Origin of the sequence: Nonomuraea longispora, assembly GCF_004348345.1 — a bacterium.
Taxonomy (GTDB): Bacteria; Actinomycetota; Actinomycetes; order Streptosporangiales; family Streptosporangiaceae; genus Nonomuraea; species Nonomuraea longispora.
The window spans coordinates 1-25,532 of the sequence record NZ_SMJZ01000132.1 but is presented as its reverse complement, the minus strand read 5'-3'; the positions used below and the strand labels follow the sequence as shown (position 1 = coordinate 25,532).

At 70.5% G+C, this 25,532-nt stretch carries 20 protein-coding genes and 3 pseudogenes; 17 read left to right on the top strand and 6 right to left on the bottom strand.

The window, feature by feature from the left end:
* Nucleotides 1-313 (bottom strand): annotated as a pseudogene (locus tag E1267_RS29020) (carboxylesterase family protein); the annotation flags it as partial.
* Nucleotides 314-565: 252 nt separating this feature from the next.
* Here E1267_RS29020 and E1267_RS29015 point away from each other — a divergent pair.
* From E1267_RS29015 to E1267_RS28985, 7 genes are all read left to right on the top strand, one after another.
* Nucleotides 566-1,234, top strand: coding sequence for a ThuA domain-containing protein (locus E1267_RS29015; protein WP_132336990.1), 669 nt, complete (start codon nt 566-568; stop codon nt 1,232-1,234).
* The gene (locus E1267_RS29010; protein ID WP_132336988.1) at nt 1,219-2,121 is read left to right on the top strand and encodes a nucleoside hydrolase; all 903 of its coding nucleotides are present in this window, start codon (nt 1,219-1,221) and stop codon (nt 2,119-2,121) included. Before E1267_RS29015 ends, E1267_RS29010 begins: the two co-directional genes overlap by 16 nt.
* Nucleotides 2,122-2,382: 261 nt before the next feature.
* Nucleotides 2,383-3,456, top strand: coding sequence for a Gfo/Idh/MocA family protein (locus E1267_RS29005; protein ID WP_132336986.1), 1,074 nt, complete (start codon nt 2,383-2,385; stop codon nt 3,454-3,456).
* Nucleotides 3,457-3,593: 137 nt separating this feature from the next.
* A complete protein-coding gene (locus E1267_RS29000) occupies nt 3,594-4,340 on the top strand; it encodes a phytanoyl-CoA dioxygenase family protein (protein WP_132336984.1) in 747 nt (248 codons plus the stop codon).
* A 10-nt stretch (nt 4,341-4,350) separates the two neighbouring features.
* Nucleotides 4,351-5,268 carry a sugar phosphate isomerase/epimerase family protein gene (locus E1267_RS28995; RefSeq protein WP_132336982.1) on the top strand — a complete coding sequence of 306 codons (918 nt, stop codon included), beginning with the start codon at nt 4,351-4,353 and terminating at the stop codon, nt 5,266-5,268.
* A gap of 24 nt (nt 5,269-5,292) precedes the next feature.
* Nucleotides 5,293-7,362 carry a hypothetical protein gene (locus tag E1267_RS28990; protein ID WP_132336980.1) on the top strand — a complete coding sequence of 690 codons (2,070 nt, stop codon included), beginning with the start codon at nt 5,293-5,295 and terminating at the stop codon, nt 7,360-7,362.
* Nucleotides 7,359-8,312: a zinc-binding dehydrogenase gene (locus E1267_RS28985; RefSeq protein WP_132336978.1), complete on the top strand. Its 954-nt coding sequence runs from the start codon at nt 7,359-7,361 to the stop codon at nt 8,310-8,312. The genes E1267_RS28990 and E1267_RS28985 overlap by 4 nt, the downstream gene beginning before the upstream one ends.
* Before the next feature lie 26 nt (nt 8,313-8,338).
* Here E1267_RS28985 and E1267_RS28980 read toward each other — a convergent pair whose 3' ends face one another.
* Nucleotides 8,339-9,322, bottom strand: coding sequence for a LacI family DNA-binding transcriptional regulator (locus E1267_RS28980; protein WP_161714500.1), 984 nt, complete (start codon nt 9,320-9,322; stop codon nt 8,339-8,341).
* 61 nt (nt 9,323-9,383) lie between these two features.
* Between E1267_RS28980 and E1267_RS28975 the strand changes: the two genes are divergently transcribed.
* The 5 genes from E1267_RS28975 (at nt 9,384) to E1267_RS28955 (ending at nt 14,955) form a co-directional block, all read left to right on the top strand.
* Nucleotides 9,384-10,274 (top strand): AraC family transcriptional regulator, encoded by an 891-nt coding sequence (locus E1267_RS28975; protein ID WP_165959858.1) that lies wholly within the window; start codon nt 9,384-9,386, stop codon nt 10,272-10,274.
* Between the two features lie 125 nt (nt 10,275-10,399).
* Nucleotides 10,400-11,719 carry an ABC transporter substrate-binding protein gene (locus E1267_RS28970; protein ID WP_132336972.1) on the top strand — a complete coding sequence of 440 codons (1,320 nt, stop codon included), beginning with the start codon at nt 10,400-10,402 and terminating at the stop codon, nt 11,717-11,719.
* 61 nt (nt 11,720-11,780) lie between these two features.
* Nucleotides 11,781-12,782 (top strand): carbohydrate ABC transporter permease, encoded by a 1,002-nt coding sequence (locus E1267_RS28965; RefSeq protein ID WP_132336970.1) that lies wholly within the window; start codon nt 11,781-11,783, stop codon nt 12,780-12,782.
* Nucleotides 12,770-13,753, top strand: a complete 984-nt coding sequence (locus E1267_RS28960) for a carbohydrate ABC transporter permease (protein WP_132336969.1) — start codon at nt 12,770-12,772, stop codon at nt 13,751-13,753. The genes E1267_RS28965 and E1267_RS28960 overlap by 13 nt, the downstream gene beginning before the upstream one ends.
* A gap of 2 nt (nt 13,754-13,755) precedes the next feature.
* On the top strand, nt 13,756-14,955 hold the full coding sequence (locus E1267_RS28955; RefSeq protein ID WP_132336967.1) for a cupin domain-containing protein: 1,200 nt from the start codon (nt 13,756-13,758) through the stop codon (nt 14,953-14,955).
* A gap of 3 nt (nt 14,956-14,958) precedes the next feature.
* Here E1267_RS28955 and E1267_RS28950 read toward each other — a convergent pair whose 3' ends face one another.
* A complete protein-coding gene (locus E1267_RS28950; protein WP_132336965.1) occupies nt 14,959-15,309 on the bottom strand; it encodes a Rieske (2Fe-2S) protein in 351 nt (116 codons plus the stop codon).
* Between the two features lie 103 nt (nt 15,310-15,412).
* On the opposite strand from E1267_RS28950, the gene E1267_RS28945 reads away from it, so the two are divergent.
* The gene (locus E1267_RS28945; protein WP_132336963.1) at nt 15,413-16,561 is read left to right on the top strand and encodes an amidohydrolase family protein; all 1,149 of its coding nucleotides are present in this window, start codon (nt 15,413-15,415) and stop codon (nt 16,559-16,561) included.
* Between the two features lie 94 nt (nt 16,562-16,655).
* On the opposite strand, the gene E1267_RS28940 is transcribed toward E1267_RS28945, so the two are convergent.
* Together E1267_RS28940 and E1267_RS28935 are read right to left on the bottom strand one after the other, a co-directional pair.
* Complete coding sequence (locus tag E1267_RS28940) at nt 16,656-17,738, bottom strand: endo-1,4-beta-xylanase (protein WP_165959857.1); 1,083 nt, start codon at nt 17,736-17,738, stop codon at nt 16,656-16,658.
* Nucleotides 17,739-18,077: 339 nt separating this feature from the next.
* The gene (locus E1267_RS28935; RefSeq protein ID WP_132336992.1) at nt 18,078-19,139 is read right to left on the bottom strand and encodes a TerC family protein; all 1,062 of its coding nucleotides are present in this window, start codon (nt 19,137-19,139) and stop codon (nt 18,078-18,080) included.
* A 409-nt stretch (nt 19,140-19,548) separates the two neighbouring features.
* On the opposite strand from E1267_RS28935, the pseudogene E1267_RS48065 reads away from it, so the two are divergent.
* The 4 genes and pseudogenes from E1267_RS48065 to E1267_RS28915 all read left to right on the top strand — a co-directional run.
* Nucleotides 19,549-19,611 (top strand): annotated as a pseudogene (locus tag E1267_RS48065) (DUF6578 domain-containing protein); the annotation flags it as partial.
* A gap of 76 nt (nt 19,612-19,687) precedes the next feature.
* Nucleotides 19,688-20,026, top strand: a complete 339-nt coding sequence (locus E1267_RS45845; RefSeq protein WP_220449728.1) for a hypothetical protein — start codon at nt 19,688-19,690, stop codon at nt 20,024-20,026.
* A 179-nt stretch (nt 20,027-20,205) separates the two neighbouring features.
* Nucleotides 20,206-21,675 (top strand): MFS transporter, encoded by a 1,470-nt coding sequence (locus tag E1267_RS28920; protein WP_132336959.1) that lies wholly within the window; start codon nt 20,206-20,208, stop codon nt 21,673-21,675.
* Nucleotides 21,676-21,697: 22 nt separating this feature from the next.
* Nucleotides 21,698-23,959 (top strand): S9 family peptidase, encoded by a 2,262-nt coding sequence (locus tag E1267_RS28915; RefSeq protein WP_132336957.1) that lies wholly within the window; start codon nt 21,698-21,700, stop codon nt 23,957-23,959.
* A gap of 4 nt (nt 23,960-23,963) precedes the next feature.
* Here the strand turns inward: E1267_RS28915 and E1267_RS44690 are convergent.
* Nucleotides 23,964-25,532: pseudogene (locus tag E1267_RS44690) on the bottom strand (BTAD domain-containing putative transcriptional regulator); the annotation flags it as partial.

The window sequence follows — 25,532 nt, the reverse complement described above, 5'->3', positions numbered from 1 at the left end:
GGGAGAGGGCGACGGCCTCGGGGGTGGGCTCCTCGCCGATGAGCTGGGTGCCGACGGGGCTGTCCAGGGTGCCGAACGCCAGGGGGACGTCGAGGCTGTGGCAGGCGCCCAGGGTGCCGCCGAGGACGGGGGCAACCCAGCACAGTTCGAACAGGTACGACGTGCCGCCGGCTGCGGCGTTGGCCGGGAACTCGTCGCGGGTGTGGCCGACGAGCAGGTTGCCGTGAGGCGTCCCCAGCTCTCCCGGTGCGCGTGGAGGCCGGCGTTGAAGGAGGTGAGCTCCGCGGCCAGGTGCCAGGGATCGACGTCGCACAGCGCCGCGGCGGCGGGGGCCGCCGCGCCGAGCCGGTCCGCGAACGCAGCGGTGACCTGCCGTGCCAGCGCGGGGGTGCTGTGCAGCCCCGGCACCGAGTGGGCGATGGCCCGCCGGAACAGGCCGCGCGCCGCCTTGCGGGCGGCCACGTACGCCGCGGCCTGACGTTGATCGCCGGTGCCGAGGTGTGTCCCTGGCGGTTTGCAAATCGATTGGCTACAGTCCCAACCGGATCCTCAACCAAGGAGAAGCATGGACAGCGGGCGCAATCGCAGGGCTTTGATCGTCCGGGGCGGCTGGGAGGGGCACAGCCCGGTCGAGGCGACCGAGCGGTTCATCCCGTTCCTGAAGGAGCACGGCTACGCCGTCGAGGTGCACGAAAGCCCCGAGGTGTACGCCGACGGCGAGAAGCTCGCCGCGACCGACCTCGTCGTGCAGTGCTACACCCAGGGCGTCGCCACCGGCGAACAGGTGCTCGGCCTGTCCGCCGCGGTCGCCGGCGGCACCGGTCTCGCCGGCTGGCACGGGGGAATCTGCGACTCCTTCCGGGCCTCGCCCGACTATCTCCACCTCACGGGCGGCCAGTGGGCCGCGCACCCCGGCGGCTTCGTCGAGCACGAGGTCGCCGTCGTGCCGGACAGGCGCGGGCACCGGATCGTCGAAGGGCTGGACCGCTGGAAGCTGAACACCGAGCAGTACTGGGTGCTCACCGACGAGCTGAACGACGTGCTCGCCACGACCACGTTCGGCGTCGGTGACGATACGCCGTGGCGCGAGGAGCTGACCTGCCCCGCCGTCTGGACCCGCCAGTGGGGGAAGGGCAGGGTCTTCGTCTCGACGATCGGCCACAAGCTGGAGGACCTCGACCACCCTGATGTGCGGACGCTGACCGAGCGGGGTCTGCTGTGGGCGAGTCGCTGACCCGGGAGCCGGTCCGGATCATCCTCGACACGGACCTGGCCATGGGGGCGCCGGGGGCGGACGTCGACGACGGCTTCGCGCTCGCGCTGGCCCTGGCCGACCCCGGCCTCCGTGTCGAGACGGTGACGACGGTCGGCGGCAACGGCGACGTCGTGAGCTCGACCCGGCTGACCCGAGAGCTGCTCGGGGTGCTCGGGCGCCGCGACGTACCGGTGGTGCAGGGCGCCCCGGCCGGCGTCGAAGCGGCCGAGGAGATCGCGCGCCGGGTGCTCGCCGAGCCGGGGCGGCTGACCATCGTCGCGATCGGACCGCTGACCAATGTCGCGCGTGCGCTCGCGATCGCGCCCGGGGTCGCCCGCGCGGTCCGCGAGATCGTGGTCATGGGCGGGGTGTTCCTCGAACAGACGAACGTCGCGGCGATGCCGGGCGAGTACAACTTCTGGTGCGACCCGGAGGCGGCCCAGGCGGTGTGCGAAAGTGGCGCGAGCCTGCGTTTCGTCGGCCTGGACGTGACCCGCCGCGTGCGGCTGAGCCGCGAGGACGCCCGCGCGCTGGCGTCCGGAGGGGAGTTCGGCCGGATCGCGGCCCGCCACACGGAGGCCTGGATCGACTTCCAGGAGCGGGCCAAGCCGCGAGAGGCGATCGAGCAGGGCAGCTGCGCGCTGCACGACCCGCTCGCCGTCGCGGTGGTCACCCGTCCTGATCTGGTGACCTGGAGCGAGGCGCACGTCGCCGTCGAGACGGCCGGCCGGGTCACGCGCGGGGTCGCGGTGGCCGACCTGCTGATGTGGGAGAACCCGCCCGAGCCCAACTGCCGGATCGCGACAGCGGTGGACGCGCCGGCCTTCCGGGAGCTGTTCCACGAGCGGATGAGGGCCCTGCCCTGAGCCCTGCCCTGAGCCCTGCCCCTGAGCCCTGCCCTGAGCCGCCCGGCGGGCGCGGGGAGGTCCTGACGCATCAGGAGCGTCGCCCCTGCCGCATCTGACCGGCCGTTGACCGGAGGGTGCGCGGCACTTTACCGTTGCCGAAGCAAACCGATTTGCATGGCCTACGGAGAGAGCATCAGCGCGCATCAGCCCGACGGCACGGTCTCCTCCGGCGGCTGACCGGTCGCCCTTCCGGACCACCCACCACCGAAAGGCACAGAGTTGAGCAAGCTGCGCGTCGGCGTCATCGGACTGGGCGAGGTCGCCCAGATCATCCACCTGCCCGTCATCGAGTCCTTAGGCGACCGCTACGAGCTCGCGGCCATCTGCGACATCTCGCCCGGCCTGCTGGACCGGCTGGGCGAGCGCCATCGGGTCGAACGCCGCCACACTGACTTCCGGGAGATGCTGGCCGCCGGCGGCCTGGACTGTGTGCTCGTGCTCAACAGCGACGAGTACCACGCCGAGGCCACGATCGCGGCGCTCGACGCGGGGCTCGACGTGCTCGTCGAGAAGCCGATGTGCCTCAGCCCCCGCGAGGCGCAGCAGATCATCGCGGCGCGCGACCGGTCGGGAAGGACCGTGATGGTCGCCTACATGCGGCGTTTCGCGCCGGCGTTCACCGAGGCGGTCGAGAGGCTGCCCGAGCTCGGCCCGATCCGCTACGCGCGCGTCCACGACGTGATCGGCCAGAACCGGCTGATCATCGACCAGACCTCGTACGTCGAGCGGCCAGGCGACGTATCCCAGCACGCGATCGACGAGAAGTGGGCACGCCGCTCGGCGTTGGTGAAGGAGGCGCTGGGCGACGTCCCCCAGGAGCTGGAGTGGACCTACGGGCTGCTCTGCGGTCTCGGCAGCCACGACCTGTCCGCCATGCGGGAACTGCTCGGCAGCCCGAAAGAGGTCTCCGCGGCGAAGATGTGGCGCAGCGGCGGCTACGTCGTCGCTCTCCTCGACTACGGCGACTTCGTCGTCACCTACGAGACAGGCGTGGACGATCAGCTGCGTTACGACACCTACATCGAGGTGTACGGAGCGACCGGCACGATGAAGGTGCAGTACGACACGCCTTACGTGCGGCACTTCCCGACGACGCTGCATCTGGAGCTCACCGACGGTGACTCCTACGAGCGTTCCGTGCGGCGCCCGCACCTCAAGGACCCCTACACCTACGAGCTCGAGCACTTCCACGAGGCGGTCACCACAGGTGCGGCGCCCAAGACGACCCCGGAGGACTACGTGCAGGACATGGAGCTCTTCACCGACATCATCCGAGCCCTGGACAGAGGCTGACGTCGACGTGGCGCGGCGCGGCCCCGGAAGATAAGCCGAGCCCAGCCGAAGATAGGCGTCGTGGCCCTGGTCACGGCGACGTAGCGTCGTTCCCGCCCGGTTCCCGGATTCCCTCTGCCTGGAAAGGTGGCACCACGATGACCGAGACCCTGACCGACGTTGATGTGGCGTTCTTCCGCGAGAACGGCTATCTGCTGCCCGGCCGCCGGCTGCTTCCCGAGGATCGGCTCTCGCACCTGGAGCTGATCTTCAACGAGCATCTCAGAGACAAGGGCGACAAGCTCTCCGACGAGCTCGACACGCCGCACTACCGCGACGAGCGGCTGCTGGACCACCTGCTGTCCGACGAGGTCCTCGACTGGGTCGAGCCGCTGATCGGCCCGGACATCGCCCTCTGGTCGAGCCACTTCATCTCCAAGGACCCCTTCACCGGCCGGGCGACCCCGTGGCACGAGGACAGCGCCTTCTGGGAGGGGCGCTTCGACGACTACGACAACATCGTCACGATCTGGCTCGCCCTGGAGGCGGGCTCGTACAAGGAGAACGGCTGCATGAGGGTCATCCCCGGCTCGCACCTGAACGGCGGGTTCTCGGACGGCTACCGGCCGACCGACATGACCGAGCAGACGTTCCACGCCGAGCTCGCCGGTGTGGACGAGTCGAAGGCCGTCTACTTCGAGCTGAAGCGCGGCGAGTTCTCGATGCACGACGGCCGGATCGTCCACGGCGCGCGGGCCAACACCAGCGCCACCCGCCGCACCGGCTACACCATGCGGTACTTCCCGAGCTCGGTGAAGATGCGGGACGTCCCGCAGAACGAAGGCTGGAAGATCTGGCTGGCCCGGGGGGCCGACCGCGCCGGCAACGACTACGCCAACGTGTGAGGCGCGGCTCATGAGACTGGGTCTGCTGACGGCCTGCCTGCCCGGCGAGTCCCTTGAGGCCATCGCCCGGTGGGCCGGCGACCACGGATACGCCTCCCTGGAGGTCGCGGCCTGGCCCGACCGGCCCGGCCGCGACTGGGAGGCGGCTCACCTGAACGTCGAGGCGTTCGGGCAGGCCGACGCCGACCGCGTCACGTCGATGCTCGACCGGCACGGCCTGAGCATCTCGGCGGTCGCGTACTACGAGAACAACCTGCACGCCGACCCCGCGGTCCGCGAGGCGACGCACGCGCACCTGCGCCGGTGCGTCGACGCCGCCCGGCTGCTCGGCGTCGGCCTTGTCGGCACCTTCGTCGGGCGCGACGTGACGCTGACGATGGCCGAGAACCTCCGGCTGGCCGAGCGGGTGCTGCCGCCGCTGGTCGAGTACGCCGCGGCCCGCGACGTGCGCCTGGTGATCGAGAACTGCCCGATGGAGGGCTGGCACCCCGACGGCTACCCGGCCAACCTGGCGTACTCACCCGAGCTCTGGGACTGGATGGCCGGCCTCGGGCTGTGGCTCAACTACGACCCCTCGCACCTGGTGTGGCTCGGCATCGACCCGCTGGCCGCGCTGGAGGCGCACGCCGAACGCATCCTGCACGTCCAGGCCAAGGACGTCGAGGTGCACGCCGCCGCCCGCGACCGGTACGGGGTGTTCGGGCAGGTGCTCGGCAGGCGGCCCTGGGTGAGCGGGTGGTGGCGCTACCGCATCCCCGGCCTCGGCGAGGTCGACTGGCGGCGCCTGATCGACGCGCTCCACCAGCACGGGTACGAGGGCGTCGTCTCCGTCGAGCACGAGGACCCGGTCTGGAGCGGTGACCCCGGCCGCGTCCGCAAGGGCCTGACCATCGCGCACCGCACCCTCGCCCCGCACGTCCACATCTGAATCGTCCGCCCAGGAGGGACGTCCATGCACCGCGGTGTCTACTTCGACGCCTGGTTTCCCCGCCAGCACTGCTACCACCCGAGCCTTCCGCCCCGCCGTCTGCGCATGATCGACGATCTCGTCGACTACCGCGCCACCATGCTGGTGTGGGCGTCCATGGGCGGCGGCTCGCTGGCCCTGCCCTACCTTGAGCAGGAGGCGTTCGGCCCGGTCGACGCCCGCTCGCGCTTCTACGGCTTCGTCAACGACAGCGAGTTCATCGCCGCCTGCCACGAGCGGGGCATCAAGGTGCTGGGCATCGTGTTCGAGGCTCAGGGCTGGGAGTTCCCGGTCGAGCTGAGCGAGCAGGAGGACGCCGTGCTGGCCCTCAACGAGCTGCGGGGCGCGGGCAAGCGCGACTGGATGGGGCTGCGCGAGTTCTCGTCCAACCGTTACCCGAAGCTCTGGAAGCCGCTCGAACACTACTTCCCCGGCGGGCTGGTGAACTCCGAGGGTGAGCGGGTCACCGACCTGATCGAGGAGTGCGCGGCCCGCGACATCCACGGCCGGCCCTGCCACGCGCACTGGGTGGAGTGCCCGGATCGCGAGCACCAGTGCTTCTACATGGACCGCAACAACCCGGTCTGGCGCGAGTACCTCAAAGCCGTGATCAGGATCCAGATCGACGCCGGCGTTGACGGCATCCAGCTCGACGAGGCCGAGCTGCCGATGGGCGCCTTCCAGTACGGCGCCTGCTTCTGCAAGGACTGCGTGAAGGGGTTCCGCGCCTACCTCCAGGGGCTCCCGGCGGTGGACCCCGTGCTCGACGGGACCGACCTCGCGACCTTCCACTACGGCGAGTGGCTGCTCGCGCGGGGCCACGACTTCAAGGCGGGCCGCGAGTCGGCGCCGCTGTTCGGCGACTACTACGCCTTCCAGTGCCTGTCGATCAAGAAGTACTTCGCCGAGCTCGCCGGCTACGCCCGCGAGTACGCCCGCTCGCAGGGCCGCCAGATCATCGTCTCCGGGAACTTCTTCAACTGCGAGCCGATGTACCTCGCCCTCGCCGACGACGTCGACCTGGTCATCACGGAGATGCGCAACACGACGTACCGCCAGCCGGAGTGGTACCGGTACGTCGCGGCCTTCGCCGGGGACAAGGACGTCGTGGTGGTCGAGAACCCGTACGGCGGGGTCGTTCCCGAGCTGATCGGCCTGCTCGGGAAGGGCAAGGGGTACGACCTGTTCCGGCTGTCGCTGTTCGAGGCGGCGGCGATGGGCGTGAACATGTCGGTGCCCTACGGCTCGTGGATGGGCAGCGTCATCGAGGATTCCTTCTACGCGCCCCACGAACCGGCCCGCGAGATCCAGACGTTTCTGGCCGAGCACGAGCGGCTGTTCGCGCGCCGGACCGTCAACGAGGTCGCGGTCGTCTTCAGCGTCGGGTGCACGCGCGAGCTGATCGGCAAGGCGGACGTCAGCGACAACACCGCCAACGCGCGCGACGAGTCGGTGGTGGTGCCGTACCGCGTCGTCACCAGGACGCTGTCGGAGGCCGCGGTGCCGTACGACGTGGTGATCTGGACGGATGGCGTCACCGCGCCGGACCGGTCGGGCGCCGAGGCGCTGCTGCGGTACTCGACGGTGATCCTGCCGGACGTCTTCGCCCTGACCGAGGCCCAGGCCGCCGCCGTCGAGGGGTATCTCGCGGCCGGCGGGACGGTCGTCGTCACCGACCGGGTGGCGCGCTCGCTGCCGCGGCACGAGAACGTCCGCACCGCGCACCGTGCCGTGGCCGGCGAGCTGCTCCCGCACGGGCGGCAGGTCGAGACCACGGCGCCGGTCGCGGCGAACGTCCAGCACCTGGCCGACGGCTCCTACGCGCTGCACCTGGTCAACTACGACTACGACCGCGACGCCGACGCGGTGCGCGTGCTCACCGATGTCCCGCTCCGCGTGCGGCTGCCCGAGGCCCGGGAACGGGCCACCGTGGTGGCGAGCGACGGGACGCGTACACCGCTGGAGCCGGCCCGCGAGGACGGCGCCCACGTCGTGCGCCTCGGCTCGCTGGGCGTCTACACGATCGTGGTCTTCCACGAGGGGGAGCTGCCGTGAGGATCGCGGCGCTGCGCGGGCGCGAGAACTTCGAGGTCGAGCGGGCTCCGATCCCGCCGATCGAGCCGGACGAGGTGCTGGTCCGCGTCGCGGCCTCGGGCGTGTGCGCGTCGGACCTGGACCAGTGGCTGACCGGTCCGCCGGCGGGGGAGGCCCGCTACCTGGGCCACGAGGTCAGCGGCGTGGTCGCCGGAGCCGGTGCCGAGGTGACGGCGCCGGCGGTCGGGGACCGGGTCGGCGTCTGGGTCACCGAACGCGGCTTCGCCGAGTACGTCGCCGTGCGCGCGGACCACTCCTTCCCGGCGGGCGACGGCCCGCTCGACGAGGCGCTCGCGGAGCCGATCGCCTGCGCCGTCAACGCCGTCGAGGCGGCGAACCCCCGCCTGGGTGACGACGTGGTCGTCATCGGGGCCGGATTCATGGGGAACCTGGTGCAGAAGCTCGCCGCGCTGCGAGGGCCGCGGCACCTGGTCGTGGCGGACGCGCGCGCCGACGCCCTGGAGCGCGCCGCGCGGCTCGGCGCGACCCGGACCGTGGACGTGACGAAGGAGTCACTGCCCGACGTCGTACGGTCCCTCACCGGCGGGCGCGGCGCCGAGGTCACCTTCGAGTGCACCGGCACCCAGAGCGCGCTCACGGCGTGCGGTGACGCCACCAGGATGAGCGGCACCATCGCGATCGTCGGCTTCCACCAGGGCGCCGACCGCAGCCTCCCGCTGGCCTACTGGAACTGGATGGCTTTCACGATCGTCAACGCCCACTTCCGCGACCTCGCGGTGATCACGCGCGGCATGTCGGCCGGCATGCGCCTCCTCGCCGGTGGCGTGCTGCCGATGGACGGCCTGGTCAGTCACCGCTTCCCGCTGGAGGAGATCAACGCCGCCTTCGCCGCCCTGCGCGACAAGCCCGACGGATTCGTGAAGGCGGTGGTGACGTTCCCGGACGCGTGACGGCCCGCCGGCCCCGGGGCCGCCGCTCAGACGGTGCCGCGTTCGATCAGCGGGCAGGGCAGCACGACGGTGCGTCCGGCACCGGTGTAGCGGCCCGACATCCGGCTCATCAGCAGGTCGCCGGCCGTGCCGCCGGCCTCGTAGGCCGGGTTGCGGACCGTGGTCAGATGCGGCGTCACGATCGTGGCGGCGTCGACGTCGTCGAAGCCGACGATGGCCACGTCCTCAGGGACGGAGAGCCCCAGCTCGTGGGCCACGTCGAGCGCTCCGATCGCCATCAGGTCGTTGGCGCAGAAGACGGCGTCGGGCCGGTCCTTGAGCGCCATGAGCGTCTTCATGGCCTGGTAGCCCCCCTTGCGGGTCCAGTCGCCGCGCACCAGGCGTTCGGCGGGGACCTTCCGCTTCGCGACCTGCATGGCCGAGCGGAAGCCCGCGGTGCGCGCCACGCCGTAGTGCGGCGGGCCCTGGATCATCGCGATCCGCTCGTAGCCGCGCGCGGCCAGGAAGGAACCGGCGGCGCGCGAACCGGTCTCGTCGTCGGGGATGACCGCGTCGCAGAGGGGATGGTCGAGCTGGGCACCGATGCAGACGATGGGCATCTGCTGGTCGACCTCCTCCAGCTCGATCTGTGACGCGGTCTCGCCGGACGCGAAGACGATGCCGTCGACGCCGCGGTCCATGGCGTCCTGGAAGAACTTGCGCTCCCGGTCGTGCTGGCCGTCGGTGTTGCAGACGTAGGTCCCGTGCCCGGCGGCGTCGACGGCGTCCGCCAGGCCCCGGGTGAGCACGGCGTAGAACGGGTTGGTGATGTCGGGGACGACGACAGCGATCATGTGCGACCGCCGCGTGCGCAGGTTGCGGGCCACGATGTTCGGCCGGTAGCCGAGCTCGCGGATGGCCTCCATCACGGTGCCCCGGGTGGCGGCCCGGACCGCGCGCTTGCCGGACAACACGTGGGAGACGGTCGTGGGGCTCACCCCGGCGCGGCTGGCGACCTGTGCGATCGTCACGCGAGAGTGTTGGCTGGACGCAGCCTCGCTCCTCAACATGGCGGGTATTCTACGGGGAATCTTGCGGCAAAACGATTTGATGGGGCGGGTCTCCATGACCGACCTGGTCGAGCGGTTCAGCACCGAGTCGCTGCTCCTCCCCGACCGTGGCGCGCGGGTGATGCGCCCACGGCTGCGCACCGTCGGCGTGCACTGGCACGACTACTACGAGCTGTGCCTGGTGGTCTCGGGAGAGGCCGACCACGTGGTGAACGGCGTCGCGCGTCCGATCGGCCGCGGCAGTGCCTTCCTGCTGTCGCCCGCGGACTTCCACGCCATCCGGCCGGCCGGTCCCGAGCCGCTCGGCTGTTACAACACGGTCATCGACCCGGCGCTCATGGAACGGCAGCTCGCCGGCCTGGGGCCGCCTTCGGCCGGTGACTTCCCGTGGCACGCCGACGACTTCCTCGCCGCGGAAGGAGACCTGCGCCGGCTCCAGGCCGAGTTCGAGGAGCCACGGCTGGGCAGCGCGCGACTGGTCGAGGCGCTCGTGGGCTGCCTGGTGGTCGAGCTGGCGCGGCGCCAGCCGGTCGAGGCGGCGGCCGGCCGTCCCGCCGTGGTCGGCGAGCTGCGCGCCGCGGTCCGCTACGTCGACAGGAACTTCCGGGAGCCGATCTCGCTGGCCGACGCCGCCCGGCGGGCGCACCTGTCGCCGAACTACTTCAGCGAGCGGTTCCGGGAGTACACCGGCTCGTCCTTCCAGCACTACCTCCAGGAGCGCCGTCTGCGCTTCGCCCGCTCCCTGCTCGCCTCCACGTCGTTGTCCGTGACCGAGGTGTGTCACGCCGCCGGCTTCAACACCCTCTCGCACTTCGGCCGTGCCTACCGGCGCCGGTACGGCACCGCTCCGTCGGACCGCTCCAGGCGGCCGGGCAGCCCCGCTTCCGGGGATCTCGGGGCCGTCACAATGTGAGGTGGCGCACCGTGAATCCATTGACAAAAAGCACAGCTCTTGGCGAGACTGCCCGCCAGGCGCCAATCGATTTGCATCAGTCGAAGCTCCGATCTTCCACTGAGCGAACAGTAGGGAGCGGTGTGGTGAGAAACCATGGATCCTGGACGGCCCCGGCGATCATCATGTTGGCGCTCGCGACCGTTCTGAGCCTCTCGGCGTGCGGAAGCGAGGCGAAGAACGCGAACACCGACCTCGGCAAGGGCACAGGTGCGGTGAAGGACCCGGCCTCGCCCCAGACCGTGACGTTCTTCTCCTGGGTCGGCAACGAGCCCCAGATGAAGAAGATGGCCGCCGAGTTCCACAAGAAGCACCCGAACATCACCATCAAGTTCGAGAACGCCCCCGCAGAGCAGGCGCAGCAGGTGCTCAGCACCCGCATCGCCGGCAACACGGCCCCCGACGTCGCCTACATCAACGCCAGCGACACCAGCGACTACGCCGCCAGGGGAGCGCTCGTCGACCTCGGCAACTACATGAGCCGCAGCGAGGTCGTGAAGCCGGACGACTACGTCGACGGCTTCAGGACGTTCGTCACCTGGAACGGCAGGATGTGGGGCCTGCCCTTCGACGGCGAGACGACCGGCCTGTTCTACCGGACCGACCGTTTCAAGGAGGCCGGGATAGACGGCCCGCCGAAGACCTGGGACGAGTTCAGGGCCGCCGCCGAGAAGCTCACCGACGTGCCGAACGGCAAGTACGGCTTCGAGATGTTCGCCTCGGAGGCGGCCTACTACTACTATCCCTGGCTCCACCAGGCCGGAGGCGAACCGCTGACCAAGGACGGCAAGGACATCGCCTTCGACAGCCCGGCGGGCAGGACGGCGGCCGCCTTCTACGTGGACCTCGCCAAGTACTCCCCGAAGGACTACCTCAACTCCAACTCCTACGACGGCCGCGTGGCGTTCGCGAAGGGCGACGTGGCGATGTACGTGGCGGGCGCCTGGTTCGCCGGAACGCTCGCCGACGAGTACCCCAAGATCGAAGGCAAGTGGGCGGCGGCGCCGCTGCCCGAAGGGGCCGCCGGGTGCAAGACCACTCTCGCCGGGGACTCGCTGGTGATGTTCAACCAGACGAAGGTCTCGGACGCCGCGTGGTTGTGGATGGAGTTCCTCTCGCAGCCCGACAACCTGGCCGCGTGGACGTACAAGACCGAGGGTACGCTGCTGCCTCCGACGAAGTCGCTGCTCGACGGCGACGACCTCGCCAAGGAGAAGCCCGTGCTCAAGCCCTTCGCCGACCTGATGCAGTGCGGTGTCGCGAGCACGGTCGCCAACCCGAAGTATCCGCGGGTCGAGACCATCCTCAACGAGGAGCTCAGCAAGGCCATCTACGGCGACCAGACCGCAGCGGAGGCGCTGGACAGCGCCGCCCAGCAGGGCAGGGCGATCCTCGCCCGCGGCTGACCGGGCGTGCGCCGGGCCGGCCTGGCCCGGCCCGGCGGCGTACGGAGAAAGGAAGACAGTGATGGCGCAGCCGCTGGTGCGGACCGAGACGGACACGGCGCCGGTGAAGACCGGAGGGCGATGGCCTCGGCGAGGCTCCGGACCCGCGCTCCCGCACCCGGACCGGCGCGGCCTCCCGGCCCGGGTCTGGAAGGAACGGTCGGCGTACGTCTTCCTCATGCCCGGCATGCTGATCTTCTCGGTCTTCACGCTGGCGGCACTGGTCTTCGCCGTCTACCTGACCTTTCACCGGTGGAGCATCATCGAGCCGGACAAGCCGTTCGTCGGCCTGGCCAACTACCGCGACATGATCCACGACGAGCGGTTCATCGAGTCGGTGCTGAACACCATCTACTTCAGCGGCGCCTCCGTGCCGCTGTCGATGGGGACCGGGTTGCTGCTGGCGCTGCTGCTCAACCTGCCGCTGCGCATGCGCGGCCTGTTCCGGATGGCGTTCTACCTTCCGGTCGTCACCCCGTTCGTCGTGTCGGCCATCCTCTGGAAGTGGCTCTACAACGGCGACTACGGGCTGTTCAACTACTACCTGCTGCAGGCGCACATCATCGACGATCCCTTGTTGTGGTTGTCGGACAAGAACCTCGCGATGCCGGCCGTCGTCCTGATGAGCGTGTGGGCAGGCGCCGGGTTCTCGATGGTGGTCTACCTGGCCGGGCTGCAGGCGATCCCCCGTGAGCTCTACGAGGCGGCCCGCATCGACGGCGCCGGCGCGTGGCAGCGCCTGCGGTACGTCACGATCCCGGCCCTGCGGCCCACCACCCTGTTCCTGCTCGTCATGGGGATCATCAGCTCGCTGCAGGTCTTCACCCAGATCTTCGTGATGACCAGCGGCGGACCGGTCAACAAGACGACGACAATGGTCTATTACATGTATCTCTGGGCGTTCAAGTACTTCGACATGGGTTATGCCAGCACCTTGGCGTTCGCCCTCTTCCTCATGCTGCTCGTGTTCACGGCGCTCCAGCTGCGCCTTTCCCGGCGGGAGTCCGGCGCATGGGCGGCGTAGCCGGCGGAGCGGGCGTGCGTGAGGCGGCGCCGGAGCGCACCGCGCCCGCCCGCAGACCGCAGAACGGGAGCAACCACTTCGGACTGCGGCAGAAGACGGTCACCTACCTGGTGCTCGCCCCGCTCGCCATCCTGTTCCTGGCGCCGTTCGCCTGGCTGATCAGCGCTTCGTTCCAGCCGATGGGGGAGATCTTCTCCACGACGCCGCACTGGATCCCGCAGGACCCGACGATGGAAGGCTACAAGGGCTTCCTGAACGTCGGTGACCTCACCAAGGCCCAGCAGGGCCAGGGGCACGGTGACTGGCGGTGGTTCGCGAACAGCGCCTTCGTCGCGGTCACGATCACCGTGCTGCAGACGTTCTTCAACGCGCTGTGCGCCTACGCCTTCGCCAAGCGTCGCTTCCCCGGACGCAACGCCATCTTCGTGTTGTTCCTGGCCACGATGATGGTCCCCGGGCAGGTCACGCTCATCCCGAACTACCTGATCATCCAGCACATCCCGTTCTTCGGCGGCAACGACTGGATGGGGAGCGGCGGGCACGGCTGGCTCGACTCCTACTGGGGGCTGATCATGCCGGGGATCGTGTCGGCGTTCGGCATCTTCCTCCTCCGTCAGTACATGCTCTCGATCCCGGACCAGCTGCTGGAGGCCGCCCGCATCGACGGGGCGGGCGAGTTCCGGATCTTCCGGTCCGTCGTGCTGCCGCTGTGCGGGCCGGCGCTCGCGGCGAACGCGATCTTCACCTTCCAGGGGGCCTGGGAGGACTTCTTCTGGCCCCTGATCATCATGTCCAGCCCCGACAAGATCACCGCGCCCGTGGGGCTCGCCCTGTTCGTGGTGCAGAACCGTACGTCCTGGACCTTGTTGTTCGCCGGGTCGGTGATCGCGACCCTGCCGATGATCATCGTGTTCCTCGTCTTCCAGCGCAGGTTCGTGCAGGGCATCGCACTCACCGGGATCAAGGGGTGACCATGGCGGAGGCGGATCGGGACCTGCTCGACCGGCTGCTCGAAGCCGGGAACGGCGTGCTGAGGTGCGAGCCGGCGTGGGTCGCGCGCGACTTCCTGCCGCCGGGCCGGCGGCTGGGCCTTCCCGAGCACGCCTACGACGCAGGGGAGCGCGGCGCCATCTGCGAGCGATGGCTCGCCTCGACGACGAAGGCGGACAACGCCGTCGGTCCCGAGGACGAGGGGCTCAGCCACGTCGTGGGGGAGCACGGCGAGCGGCTCCTGCTGCGCGACGCCGTGGCCGCCGACCCGGCGGCGATCATGGGTGCGGCGTACGCCGCCGCACACCCCGCGGGGCTCGGCCGGCTCGCGAAGATCTTCGACTACGCCGACCGGCTGCCCTACCACATCCATCCGCCCCAGGAATACGCGGCGCTGGTCGGCCGCAACGCGAAGGACGAGTCGTACCACTTCCTGCCGGGCGCCGACCTGGGCGCGCACCCGGAGACGTTCTTCGGCGTGCACCCGTGGATCGCGGAGCGGTCCGCGCACGAGGTGCTGCTGCCGTACCTCGTCGACTGGGACAGCGACCTCATCCTCCGGCACGCCCGCGCCGAGCTCCAGGTCGCCGGCGAGGGCTTCCACGTGCCGTCCGGCGTGCTGCACGCGCCCGGCACGGCCCTCACCCTCGAACTGCAGGAGGACTCCGACGTCCTGTCGATGTTCCAGGCGCTGAACGCCGGCCGGATCATCTCCAAGGACCTGCTGTTCAAGGACGTCCGCCCGCGGGACCGCGAACGGCACGGCGAGCGGTTCCCGCTCGGGTTCGTGGACTGGGAGACCAACGGCGACCCCTGGTTCTACGAGAACCGCCATCTCAGCCCGCAACCCGTGCACGGCGCGGACGGCGACGGCGAGGAGACCTGGGTCTTCTACAACACCACCAAGTACGCGGGGAAGCGGCTCGTCCTCCCGCCGGGCGGCGTGCACCGGCTGCGCGAGCCCGGCGTCTACAGCGTGTTCGCCTGGGCCGGGGAGGGCAGGTTCGCCGGGCACGAGGTGCGCGGCGGCGAGCCCGGCCGGGACGAGCTGGTGGTCACCCACGACGCGGCGACCCGCGTCCACGAGGTCGTCAACACCGGACGCCAGGGCCTCGTGGTGTTCCTGTTCTTCGGACCCGGCCTGCACACGGGCGCGCCGTCCATCGCCGGCCGCGCGCGGTGACGCTCACACGTGCAGCACGACCTCGCCGTCCTCCTGGGTGACCTTGTAGGTCTTGAGCCCGACGCGCTTCGGCTCCAGGAGCGACCGGCCGCTCTCGACGTCGAACTCCCAGCCGTGCCAGGGGCAGCGGACCACCCGGCCGGCCTTGCCGTAGACGTACTCGTGCGGGCGGGCGGCGACGAAGGTGCCGCCCAGCGAGCCCCTGCACAGCGACGCACCCATGTGGGGGCATCTGTCGCTGATCGCGAAGAACTTCTCTCCGACGCTGATGACGCCGACCGTCCGCCCGTTCACCTCGACGGTCCGGCATCCGTCGCGGCGTACGTCCTCGACGCTGCCGACCCGAACTTCCATGCGCCCACCCACTGACTCTCTACCGCGATGCCAATCGATTTGCTATCCATGACTATGACGGTTCCGCGTCATCTCGGCAACCACTGCCCGGACAGGAGATCCCATGGCCGACCTGCGTGACCAACCCCTGGCCGGGACGCACGCGCCGAGCCGCTACCGGCTCGTCGACTGCGACGTCCACCCGGTCACCAAGAGCGGCCTGGGGGAGCTGCGGCCGTTCCTGTCCCAGGCCGAGCAGCGCCGCCTGGGCCTCGACGAGCGCCGCGACCTCACCACGACCGGGCATCGCGAGGCGGTGTCCATCCCGCGGAACATGCTCTACATCAACCCGGCCGGGGTGCTCCGCGACGACGCCCGCGCTCCGGACGGGTCCGCGCCGGGAGCCGACCCGGCGTTCACGGCACGGCAACTGCTCGACGGCCACGGCATCGACCGCGCGGTGCTCATCGGGGGCGAGGTGCTCGGGCTGGGGGCCATGCCCGACCCGGACGCCGCGGCGATGATCGCCTCGGCGTACAACCAGTGGCTCGCGACGACCTGGTTCGACGCCGACGACCGGTACCGCGGTTACCTCGTGGTCGGTGCGCAGGACCCCGTGCTGGCGGCCCAGGAGATCCGGCGCGCCGCCGAGGACGAGCGCTTCGTCGGCGTGCTGCTGCCGCTCACCGACCTGTTGATGGGGCTGCGGCACTACTACCCGATCTACGAGGCCGCGAGCGAGGTCGGCATCCCGGTCGCCGTGCACCCCAACTCCGGCGAAGGCATCTTCCGCACCTCGCCCCCGATGGCGGGCGGGACGCCGACGTACTACGTCGAGTGGCACAGCGGGCTGAGCCAGGTGTTCCAGGCCAACGTGATCAGCCTCGTCTGCCACGGTGTCTTCGAACGTTTCCCGAACCTCAAGGTGATCATCACCGAGGGCGGGCTGGGGTGGATCCCCGACGTGATGTGGCGGCTCGACAAGAACGTCAGGGGCCTGCGCGACGAGGTGCCGTGGGTCAGACGGCTGCCCAGCGAGTACATCGTGGACCACGTCCGGTTCACGACGCAGCCGCTCCCGGAGCCGAAGCGCCGCCACCACCTGCACGTGCTCTGCGAGATCGCCGGCGCGGACCGTACCCTGATGTTCAGCTCCGACTACCCGCACTGGGACTTCGACGACCCGCGGCACGCGCTGACGGCGCTCCCGCCGGCGATCAGGCAGCGGGTGAGCAGCGACAACGCCATCGAGACCTACGGCGACCGGCTGTGACGCGCCGCGCCGACCCGCGCTCCACGACGTAGGGCGGGCGGCCCCACGGGCCGGGCTCTGACCGGCGCCCCGGTCAGAGCCCGGAGGGCGCTGATCAGAGTGGCGGACGTGCCGGAGCGTTCTCGAAGGCCCGCAGGATCGCGGTGTACGCGGGCTTCGGCTGGAGGTCCTCGTCGAAGGGCAGCGGCCGGCGCGCGGCCCCGTCGGGGCGCGGGTAGTCCTCCTCCAGCCACGTGTAGCGGTCGCTCAGCCCGAAGGTGAGCACGACCTTGACCGCGGGCTCCTGGAGGGCCACGGACAGATAGCGTGCGTACACGTCCGCCACGGCCGCGTCACGGCTCGGGACGTCGGCCTCCAGGCCGTCGTCCTGGACGTCCATCTCGGTGATGAAGATGGACAACCCCCGCGCCGCGACGTCCGACAGGAAGGTCCGGTACGCCGCCGTGTCGAACTTCCGGGCGAACCCGTCCGCGTTCAGGTGTGCCTGGATCCCCAGCCCGTGCACCGGGACGTTCCTGCTCTGGAGATGGTCGACGGCCTTGAGCATTGACGTCCGGCGCGCGGCTGCGTCCGTCCCGGTCTCGAATCCGAACTCGTTGATGAGCAGCAGGGCGTCCGGGTCATGCTGGTGGGCGAGGGCGAACGCCTCCTCGACATAGGACGGCCCGATCGTCTGATACCAGGGTTCGACCGTCCAGAACCCGTTGGCGTCCTTGCGGCGCCCGTCGGTCACCTCGTTGGCCACCACCCAGGCCGTCACCTGCCCGGCATAGTGTGCGACCTCCTGCTGGATCGTCCCGAACAGCAGGTCACGGGCCTCCTGGGTGCCGAGCTCGTACAGGGCGTCCGGCTCCCACCCGTCACCCAGTCCCTCGTCCCAGACCAGATGGGCCGCGAGCACCGGCTGCTCGTTGCCGGCGGCGAACGAGACGATCTGGTCGCCGTGGCCGAAGTCGAGAGGCGAGTCCCGCGTCGGCTTCAGCCGGTACCACAGCAGGTCGTCCTCGGTGAGCAGCATCCCGCTCTCGCGGGCGAACAGCGCCGCGTAGGCGGAGTCCGGCTGGACCTGCCACGTCGCGGCCGACGAGCCGTACCGGATGCCCTTGGTCAGCGCAGCCCGGTGCAGCTCGCCCGCGGGCGCGGCCCATGCCGCACGCGCGGACACGAACGGTGACACGCCACCACTCAGGAGCGCCGCTGCTCCCAGGCCGCCACCGACAAGGAACGATCTTCGAGGGAGACCTCTCTGACCTGCCACCGCATTCCCTTCATCGAGTCGTCCGAAGAACCGCGCGCGATGCAAATCGATTTACACAACAGATACACCCGCCGGCTCGCCGTGGGAAGGCCCAAGCACGGCCGCCCGCATTGTCATGTACGGGTGCCGCGGCGCGTGCGGGGCCTCAGGAGATCGGTACGTCGGCGACGGGCTCGAACCGGGGGAGCGTGTACTGCTCGCCCTTCTCCACCGTGCAGTCGTCGAGCCCCAGACGCTGCAGGTTGGGGCCGAGGGCGTTCAGTTGCGGTCGGCGGGTCCCGACGCTGTGGATTCGGGCGCGGTGGAATGGGGCGCGGTGGATTCGGGCGCGGCCGGCTCGGCGGCCAGGCGGGTGTCGCGCCTGGACTTGAGCAGGCTGGCCACCGTGGTGATGGTGAGCACGGTGACGATGACGGCCAGCGAGGTCCAGTTGCTGATCTCGGGGGCCCAGGTGACGTGCTCGCCGCCGTTGATGAACGGCAGCTCGTTCTTGTGCAGGGCGTGCAGGACGAGCTTCACGCCGATGAAGCCGAGGATGACCGCCAGGCCGTAGGTGAGGTAGACGAGTTTCTCCACCAGCCCGCCGAGCAGGAAGTACAGCTGTCTCAACCCCATCAGCGCGAACGCGTTGGCCGCGAAGACCAGGTAGGCGTCCTGGGTGATGCCGAAGATCGCGGGGATGGAGTCGACCGCGAACACCAGGTCCGCGCCGCCGATGGCGACGATGACGATGAACATCGGGGTCAGGAGGCGGCGGCCGTCCTGTTTGATGGTCAGCCGCGAGCCGTGGTAGTCGTCGGTGACCGGGAACAGCCTGCGTACCAGCCGTACGACGCCGCCGTTGGGGTCGTACTCCTCGTCGTCGTTGTTGTTGAAGGCGAACTTCCACGCGGTGTAGATGAGGATGCCGCCGAAGAGCCAGAACACCCAGCTGAACCGTTGTACGGCCTGCGCGCCCACGGCGATGAAGACACCTCGCATGACCAGCGCCATCACGATCCCGATGAGCAGCACGCGGTGCTGGTGGATCGCGGGCACGGCGAAGCTCGCCATGATCAGCATGAAGATGAACAGGTTGTCGACGCTCAGCGTGTACTCGGTGATGTAGCCGGTGATGTACGCCGCGGCCTGGTCATCGCCGCCGAAGATCCACACTCCGGTGCCGAAAGCGACGGCACAGGCGATGTAGAAGGCGATCCAGCGCGCCGACTCGGCGATCGTGACCCTGTGGGGCCTCCTGTTGACGATGATCAGGTCGAGGAGGATGAGCGTGAGGAGGGCGGCGATGGTGGCCGCCCACAGCCAGGCGGGCACAGGCATGGGTGGGGGCATGAGAGCTCCTCCGACTTGGCGTTGACACGTCCGTCGGAGGTCTTCTCCGCCCGCGTCGCCGCGGACCGACCGCGCCGGGTCCCGAGGAAGGGTCCGTGATGACGACGTGGCCGCGAAGGAGTACTCCCCTCCACTTCGGTGCGATCATACATACGGAATGCAGTAGACGAAATTCCCTTGGGCAAATCTCTCGCGGGGGCCGGGGACCGAAGTGGGCCGCGGCGCTCGTGTGGATTTGTGGGACATCGTCCTACGATCGCTCCGGCCGCGAAGCCTACCATCGGTCGCCACCCGCGAAGACGGCCGGGGTCTGCGCCAAGGTCGGGACGCAGGCCCCCGCTTCACACCGGCTCCTCCGGATCGGTGTGGACCCGGACGGTCCGGCAGGACCGGTGGGATGAAGTGGAACGTCTGGGTCGACGACTGGCAGATGGAGTGTCGTGGCGAGCCGTTCGGCCTCGGATCGGCGTCTCCTGGACCCTCGGCCCGGCCGACCGCGACTGGCTGGCGCGATCGAGGCCAAGCCGGAGCAGGTGTTGACGGCTCAAGAACGGCCCACGCCCGCTGCCAGGACGGCCAGGGTCGTCTCCACCACGTCCGCCGGCATGAACGTCAGCATCTGCGCCCGGTGCCTGGTCCGGGGTCTGCTCCACGAACCGGATCGGCTCGCCCAGCGCGGCGCCGATCACCTCGGCCTGCTCCCGGGGCGTCACCGGGGCGGGACCGGTCAGCTCGTAGATCCGCCCGGCGTGGCCGTCCTCCCGCAGCGCCGCAGCCTCGCCCCGCTGTTCGCCCACCTCACCGAATGGGCCGTCACCAACCTCGACGCGGTCGATCGGGCCCGCCGCGCCTACGACAGCGCTTCGACCCGCTGAGGCCGGCGGGAACGCGTCGGACGGCTGAACCAGCATTCTGACGGCCTCCACTCTGACGGCGCCTGACAGCGGCTTCTCGCGCCTTGTCAGGCCGTTATCAGGGCGGACGCGCATCGTTCAGGGCGTCACAGAACGGACCGCAGCGGCGGTCCTGCCCCGAACGATGCAGGAGAAATCTCATGGCCCATCCACGCCGATGGTCGATCCTCGGCGTTCTCTGCCTGGCGCTGCTGGTGCTCAGCGTCGACAACATGATCCTCACGCTGGCCATACCCGCGTTCATGCGTGAGCTGGGGGCGAGCCCGGCCGACGTCCAGTGGATCCTCGACGCCTACATCCTGGTGTTCGCGGGGCTGCTGATCACCGCAGGAAGCCTGTCGGACCGCTACGGGCGTCGCCGGCTCCTGATCATGGGGCTGGGCGTGCTCGGCGGGGCGTCCCTGCTGGCGGTGTTCGCCGATCAGCCATGGCAGCTCGTCGCGTGCCGCGCGCTGATGGGGGCGGGCGCGGCCCTGGCCATGCCCAGCACCATGTCCATCCTCATCCTCGTCTTCGACGAGAACGAGCGGCGCAAGGCGATGTCGATCTGGGGCATGGTCAGCATGGTCGGCATCGTCGCCGGTCCCACCCTCGGCGGGCTGCTGCTCCAGCATTTCTGGTGGGGGTCGGTCTTCCTGGTCAACGTGCCTCTCGCCGTGCTCGGCGGCGTCGGCGCCTACGCCGTCGTGCCGGAGTCGCGGGGGCCGGCACGGCGGGCCGACCCGCTGGGCGTGCTGCTGTCCATCGCCGGGATGGCTGGCCTGGTGTGGGCGATCATCTCCCTGCCGCACGAGGGCTGGTCGGCTCCGGTCGTGATCGCCCTGGGAGCGGCCATCGTCGCGCTGGTCGTCTTCGTGCGGTGGCAGTCCCGTGCGCCGCATCCGATGCTGCCGTTGGCGATGTTCCGCGATCGCAACTTCAGCGGGGCCGCGGCGTCGGTGGTGCTGCTGGTGTTCTCCACCGCGGCGGTGCAACTGGCGTTGACGCAGTTCCTCCAGCTGGTGCTCGGATATGACGCGATGACGGCCGCGCTGGCGTTCGTGCCGCTGGCCGTGGCCGTGGCCGCTTTCAACCTGGTGGGCGCCACGCTGGCCAAGCGCGTCAGCAACAGGACGCTGATCGTGGCGGGAATGCTGGTGATCGCCGTCTCGCAGGGCGTCTTCGCGCTGATCGGCCCTGGTGACGGATATCCGCTCCTGGCCGCGGGGCTGGTGCTCATGGGCATCGGCACCGGGCTGGCGACACCCGGCGTCTTCGCCACGCTCATGGGCGCCATCCCGCCGCAGCACGCCGGGGTGGGCTCAGCGGTCAGCGACACCATCCAGCAGGCGGGCATGGCGCTGGGCGTGGCCGCTCTGGGCAGCCTGCTGTCGGCCGGCTACCTCGCGGCTCTGCCCGCGGGTGTGCCGCACGGGGCCAGGACGTCGCTGGCGGAGGCGCTCGGCACAGCGGCCCGGACGGGGTCGGCCGGCCTGGCGCAGGTGGCGCGGGAGGCCTTCCTGTCGTCCATGTCGCTGGTGAGCACCGCCGCCGCCCTGCTGTCGGTGGCCGGAGCCGTGCTGGCCCTTGCCGTCCTGCGCCGTCGTACTCCCGCACACGTACGTGACTGAAAAGAGAAGGAGATCCTTGAAAATGAGACACCTTGAGGTGACGGCCTACCAGAGGGCCGAGCAACTGCTGCCCCACCACCGCTCCGCGCTGGTCCCTGGAGGGCGGGTCAGGCCGGTGTGGGCCGACGGCGGTGCCCGCTTCTGGTACCGCTCGGGCACCCGGTTCGTCCTCGTCGACCCGGCCGCGGGCGTCCGCGTACCGGCCTTCGACCATGAGCGGCTCGCCGCCGCGCTGGCGGCGGCATCCGGGCAGGACGTGGACGCGGCGGCGCTGCCGTTCGAGGCCATCCGGCTGAGCGGCCGGGCTGTCGAGTTCGCCGCGTTCGGCGGGCATTGGCGCTGTGCTCTCGACACGTACGCGCTGGAGAGCTGCGAGCCGCGCCCGGCCGCCTCCTTCGTCGAGGCCGCCTCGCGCGACGAGCGGCACGTGGTCTTCCGCCGCGACCACAACCTGTGGGTCCGCCGGCCGGCCGACGGCACGGAACGGGCGCTGACCTCGGACGGGAGTCCGGACCACGAGTACGGGACCGCGCCCGACTGGTGGCAGAACTCCGTCCTGGTCCGCAAGCTCGGATTCCCGACCATGCCACCGGCCGTGGCCTGGTCGCCGGACGGGACGCGCGTGCTGACCCATCGCACTGATCAGCGCGGCGTACGCCGTAACCACCGGATCGAGGCCCTGCCCGCGGACGGCGGCCCGCCCCGTCTGCACACGCAGCGCTATGCCCACCCGGGTGATGAGCGGGTGCCGCTGGCCGAGCTGGTCGTGCTCGACATCGCCACCGGCGCCGTGGCGCGTGCCTCGGCCGAACCCCTGCCCATGTCCGTGGTCTCGCCGGTGATGACGCGGTGGGCGTGGTGGGCGGCCGACGGCAGCGCGGTGTACTACCTGAGCCAGCCGCGCGACGGACGCAGCCTGTCGTTGCACCGGCTCGACCCGGTCACCGGTCACGTGACGACGCTGCTGACCGAGACCGGCGACACCCGCGTGGCGCCCAACCAGTGGGCGGAGGGACAGGCGCCGATGGTCGAGGTGATCGGCGGCGGGACCGAGGTGCTGTGGTACTCCCAGCGTGACGGCTGGGGACACCTGTACCTGTACGAGGCCGGCACCGGCGCGCTGCTCGGGCAGGTGACCTCCGGCGCGTGGGCGGTCCGGGAGATCCTGCACGTCGACGAGACGGACCGGGTGGTGTACTTCACGGCCGCGGGCCTCGTCCCGGACGACCCGTACCGTCGTACGGTGTGCCGGACCGGACTGGACGGGCGCGGCTTCGCCCGGCTCACCGGCGACGATCTCGACCACGACGTGACGGTCGCGCCGAACGGGGCGTACTTCGTCGACTCGGCCTCGACCACCGACACCCCGCCCGTGACCACGGTGCGGGGCTGGGACGGGCGCGTGCTCGTCGAGCTGGAACGCGCGGACGTCACACGCCTGCTCGCGACCGGATGGAGGCCGCCGGAACGCTTCCGGGTCAAGGCCGCCGACGGCGTCACCGACGTCTACGGTGTGCTGTACCGGCCGCACCACTTCGACCCCGCCGGTCGCTACCCGGTCATCGACACGCCGTATCCGGGCCCGCAGACCAACCGCGTCCACCCCACCTTCGACCCCGGCATCCTCGGCCACGAGGCCGAAGCCATGGCCGCGCTCGGCTTCGTCGTGGTCGCCGTCGACGGGCGGGGCTCACCGGGACGCGACAGGGCCTTCGCCGACGCCTCCCACGGCAACCTGGGCGACGCCGGCGACCAGGCCGCCGCGCTGCGTCAACTGGCGCGGACAAGACCCTGGATGGACATCGAGCGGGTGGGTGTCGTCGGCATCTCCGCCGGCGGACACCAGGCCGTGCGCGCCATGCTCGACCATCCCGACCTGTACAAGGCCGGAATCTCCAGTTGCGGGACGCACGAGCTGCGGCACCTGCACGCCGGGCACGCCGAGCTGTACCACGGCATGCCCGGCGAGGCCGACTACGACCGGGTGTCCAACGTGGCGAGGGCCGACCGGCTGGCGGGCAAGCTCCTGCTGATCCACGGCGGCATGGACCCCAACGTCCTGCCCGACCACACGATGCGCCTGGCCGAGCGGCTCATCACCCTGGACAAGGACGTCGAGATGCTGATCGTCCCCGGCGCGGAGCACCTGTTCCTCGGCTACGAGCACCACGTGTACCGGCGCAGGTGGGACTTCCTGGTGCGGCACCTGATGGACGCCGAACCGCCGCAGCACCGTCTCACGCCGCTCGTCTTCGACGCAGGCTTCCTCGCGGCCTGGTTCTGACGCCTCACCCCGCCAGCAGGCCGAGCGCCTGATCCCTGGACAGCCCCGCGCCCCGGCGGTACGCCTGCTCGTACGCCGGGGCGCCGAGCCGTTCGACCAGGGCGGCGGCCAGCTCGCCCACCTCCGGATCACCCCGGTCGAACACCCCCCGGATCGCCTGGCTCATCCCGAGAGCGTGCGCCGCGCCGGCCGGATCGCCCTCACCGAGCAGCAACCGGGCCAGCAACTGCGCCGCCGCGGCGGCGTCACGCGCGGCGACCGAGGCTCTGACCGCGCTCGGGAACATGCGCCGCGCCTCGGCCGCCGCTCCCGCGGCCAGAAGATTGGCCACCCGCGCCGGCGCGACCAGCACCTCGATCGTCTCTTCGGGGACCGACAGCTCTCCGGCCAGCGCCTCCAGCCGATCGAGCGCCTGCTCCGACGATTCCCAGGCGCCACCACGCCGGTGCAGCTCGGCGACGCAGCGCTCCAGCTCGAGTTCGGAATGCCGCTGAACCCGGCCGCCGATCGCGCGGCGGGCCGCCGCGACGTCCCGCCAGGCGCCGTCCGGGTCACCGGCCCGCATCCGCGCGGTGGCCAGCCAGGTCCGATACCCGGCCTCTTCCTGCGAGCCCAGCTCCGCGACCAGGGCGACGCCGCGTTCGGCGGCGATCAGCGCCCGCTCGTGCTCGCCCCGCACCGCGTGGGCGTGGGCGGAGCCGACCAGGGTCATCGCCAGCCCATGACGCTCGCCCACCTCCTCATAGCGCCGCAGGGCCTGCGCCAGCGCCGCGGCGCCGCCGGGCCAGTCGCCACGGTCAATGCGCACGTACGCCTCCACCCAGCACGCGCACGCCCGCGCCCACGGATCCCGGTGATCGCGCGCCCGGCGCAACTCACGCTCCGCCAGATCGTCGAGACGCAGGAAGAACGCCGCCGGCACCACCACCGGCACCAGGATCGGATATCGGTCCATCGCCCCCGAGCGGACACAGTCCTCGATCAGCGCGCGGGCCGGCTCACGATCGGGCAGCGACCCGCTGTTGCCGGCCAGCGCGCGCACCGCGGCGAAGGCCGCCCGCGCGGCGGCGGGCAGGGCGTCGCCGAAGCCGAGCACCGCTTCCACCAGCGACTCGGACCTGGCGTCGAACCGCGCCATGGTCCAGTACCAGCTCAACGCGGGCAGGATCCGCGATGCCGAGTCCGCGTCCCCGGATGCGACGGCCATCCGCAGCGCGAGCACCAGGTTGCCGTACTCGGCATCCAAGACCGCCATCGAGCGCACCTGCTCGCGCGAGCGCAGCAACGGCTCGTGTTCCTCGGCCAGCCGCCGGAAGTGCCGCACGAAACGGGCCTCGACGGCCTCCCGCTCGCCGGCTCGGAGCAACTCCTGCGCCGCGTACGCTCGCATCGTCTCCAACATGCGATACCTGCGGCGGCCCTCACCACTCGCCTCCACGACGGACTTCTCGACCAGCGCGTCCAGCACGTACGCGCCGCCGTCGCCGGCGCTGTCGCCGCCGCTGTCCCCGCCGTTCCCGTCCCCGCCGTCTGGGCCGTCTGGGCCGTCCGCGTTCGGACACACCGCCCGCAC

Bases quoted from the DNA above. Each gene is read 5' to 3' on its own strand.
- E1267_RS28935 (WP_132336992.1), bottom strand. From the start codon at position 19,139: ATGCCTGTGCCCGCCTGGCTGTGGGCGGCCACCATCGCCGCCCTCCTC.
- E1267_RS28920 (WP_132336959.1), top strand. From the start codon at position 20,206: ATGGCCCATCCACGCCGATGGTCGATCCTCGGCGTTCTCTGCCTGGCG.
- E1267_RS28965 (WP_132336970.1), top strand. From the start codon at position 11,781: ATGGCGCAGCCGCTGGTGCGGACCGAGACGGACACGGCGCCGGTGAAG.
- E1267_RS28915 (WP_132336957.1), top strand. From the start codon at position 21,698: ATGAGACACCTTGAGGTGACGGCCTACCAGAGGGCCGAGCAACTGCTG.
- E1267_RS28995 (WP_132336982.1), top strand. From the start codon at position 4,351: ATGAGACTGGGTCTGCTGACGGCCTGCCTGCCCGGCGAGTCCCTTGAG.
- E1267_RS28950 (WP_132336965.1), bottom strand. From the start codon at position 15,309: ATGGAAGTTCGGGTCGGCAGCGTCGAGGACGTACGCCGCGACGGATGC.
- E1267_RS28990 (WP_132336980.1), top strand. From the start codon at position 5,293: ATGCACCGCGGTGTCTACTTCGACGCCTGGTTTCCCCGCCAGCACTGC.
- E1267_RS29000 (WP_132336984.1), top strand. From the start codon at position 3,594: ATGACCGAGACCCTGACCGACGTTGATGTGGCGTTCTTCCGCGAGAAC.
- E1267_RS28960 (WP_132336969.1), top strand. From the start codon at position 12,770: ATGGGCGGCGTAGCCGGCGGAGCGGGCGTGCGTGAGGCGGCGCCGGAG.
- E1267_RS28945 (WP_132336963.1), top strand. From the start codon at position 15,413: ATGGCCGACCTGCGTGACCAACCCCTGGCCGGGACGCACGCGCCGAGC.
- E1267_RS29015 (WP_132336990.1), top strand. From the start codon at position 566: ATGGACAGCGGGCGCAATCGCAGGGCTTTGATCGTCCGGGGCGGCTGG.
- E1267_RS28955 (WP_132336967.1), top strand. From the start codon at position 13,756: ATGGCGGAGGCGGATCGGGACCTGCTCGACCGGCTGCTCGAAGCCGGG.